This is a genomic window from Microcystis sp. M53603_WE2 (genome assembly GCF_030065435.1).
On the sequence record NZ_JASJFF010001173.1, the window covers coordinates 1 to 2,240 of the forward strand.

3 protein-coding genes are annotated in these 2,240 nt (G+C 48.1%); 1 reads left to right on the plus strand and 2 read right to left on the minus strand.

The genetic code is table 11. From position 1 onward, the window contains the following. Window positions 1–88: 88 nt before the first annotated feature. Window positions 89–727, plus strand: a complete 639-nt coding sequence (locus PX481_RS24600; protein ID WP_002756863.1) for a phosphoribosylanthranilate isomerase — start codon at window positions 89–91, stop codon at window positions 725–727. Between the two features lie 103 nt (window positions 728–830). Here PX481_RS24600 and folE read toward each other — a convergent pair whose 3' ends face one another. Next, window positions 831–1,529, minus strand: a complete 699-nt coding sequence (gene folE / locus PX481_RS24605) for a GTP cyclohydrolase I FolE (protein WP_002738197.1) — start codon at window positions 1,527–1,529, stop codon at window positions 831–833. A 49-nt stretch (window positions 1,530–1,578) separates the two neighbouring features. After that, on the minus strand, window positions 1,579–2,240 hold a 662-nt coding region (locus PX481_RS24610), incomplete at its 5' end, for an SDR family oxidoreductase (protein ID WP_288096565.1).

The window sequence follows — 2,240 nt, forward strand, 5'->3', positions numbered from 1 at the left end:
CACAGGGCATTATAAAAAGCTCTTGACCCGAAACTGCTTTTTGTTTGAATACTTAACAGTTTTTGTAACGTTTTGTGAATAAGATTAAATGCGAATTAAAATTTGCGGCATTACCCAACCGGACCAAGGACGAGCGATCGCTACTTGCGGAGCTACGGCTTTAGGTTTTATCCTCGTACCTAGTTCGCCTCGTTACGTCAAAATCGAGCAAATTAACGCTATTATCGCCGCAGTACCCGACAAAATTGATTTTATCGGGGTTTTTGCCGACGAGCAACCGGAAATTATTCAGCAAATAATTATTAAAACCCCCTTGACAAGTGTGCAGTTACATGGTAGGGAATCTCCTGAATATTGCCAAAGGTTGCGGCAATTATTACCCGACCGGGAAATTATCAAAGCTTTACGGATTAAAGACAGAGAAAGTTGGGAAAAGTCGGCAATTTACTTCAATAGCGTCGATACTTTACTGTTAGATGCCTACCATCCCCAATTGCTCGGCGGTACGGGACATACCTTAGACTGGCAAGCCTTAGCCAGTTTTTCGCCCCCCTTGCCCTGGTTTCTGGCCGGAGGACTCAACCCCGATAATATTAGTGAAGCTTTAACTCGGCTGCACCCCCAGGGTATTGATGTCTCTAGCGGCGTTGAGCGATCGCCTGGTGATAAAGACCTCAAAAAAGTCGCCCTCTTGCTAGAGCGACTGCAAAAATTCAGGGATCAGTGATCAGTTAGAAGGTTTTGGTTGTTGGGGTTTTAGGGTTTTAGGGTTTTAGTTGAATTCCCCCATTTCCCCATGTCCCCATTTCCCCATGTCCCCATTTCCCTGACTAGAAGAAATTGGGTTTATGACGGATCAGGTTAAGATACTCCTCGCGGGTTTTTTGCTCGTCTTGGAAGACTCCTAACATGGCGCTGGTGACAGTCCAGGATCCCGGTTTCTGCACCCCGCGCATTACCATGCACATATGAGTTGCTTCCATGACGACGGCAACCCCTTGGGGGTCGAGAATTTCTTGAATCGCTTCGGCAATCTGACGGGTGAGGCGCTCTTGGACCTGTAAACGACGGGAATACATTTCCACAATGCGGGCTAATTTACTTAATCCGACCACCTTTTGGTTAGGAATATAGGCAACGTGGGCCCGCCCCATGAAGGGTAACATATGATGTTCACAGAGACTAAAAAAGTCAATATCGCGCACTAATACCATCTCATTATGACCTTCATCGAAGATCGCACCATTAACGAGGGTTTCTAGGGATTGTTGATAGCCTTGGGTGAGAAACTGCATCGCTTCGGCCACCCGTTTGGGGGTTTTTAATAAACCTTCTCTTTCGGGATCTTCCCCCACCGAGATCAGGATATTTCTGACCGCATCCATCATCTGTTCTTTGTTTTCGTCGGAAGTTGGATGAATTTGAGCGGTTTTGCCATTGTGGGTGTTGCGATCGGGGCGAGTGGTCACGCGTGCTTGGATAGCGTCGGTTAGATTACCGTTTAAACCGTTAGAAGAAGCTATGGTCATAATGAAGATGCCTGTAGGCGAATTGATTGATAAATAGAAGTATTTCGGGTTATAATGCCCCCGCACTGGGCATAATGGTCATCGTTTCCACTACGGCCTGTTTGGGCAGTAACACCGCTTGCAGAATGGCCTCAGCGATGATATCCGGGGTTAACATGGCCGAGCGATCGAAATCTGCTTTGACGCTATCGCTGTCCCAGATGGGAGTATTGACAGCCCCGGGGGTAATAATCGTGACGCGAATGGCGTTGGCCCGCTCCTCGATCGCTAAAATGCGAGAAAATGCCACTAATCCCGCTTTGCTGACACTATAGGCCCCCCAATCAGGGAAGAAATTATCGGCGGCGATCGAGGAAACGTTAACGATCGTGCCTCCCCCCTGTTGACGCATGGCAGGTAAAATTCCTTGCACACACTGATAAACACTGGTTAAATTGAGATCGATCACCCGCTGCCAGTCTGACAAAGGTGTGTCAGCCAAGGAGTTTGTGTAACCCATGCCAGCATTATTGATCAGGATATCGATCGGTCCGGATTCTTGGGCGATTTTAGCGATACTAGGAGCTACTTCCGGGATATCTGCCAAATCTAAGGGGTAAGCTTGGGCTGATACGCCTAAATCTGCCGCCATTCCCGCCACGGTTGCCAATCTTTGCTGATCGCGACCGATTAAAACCAGATTAATTCCCGCCTTGGCGAAAGCGAGGGCGG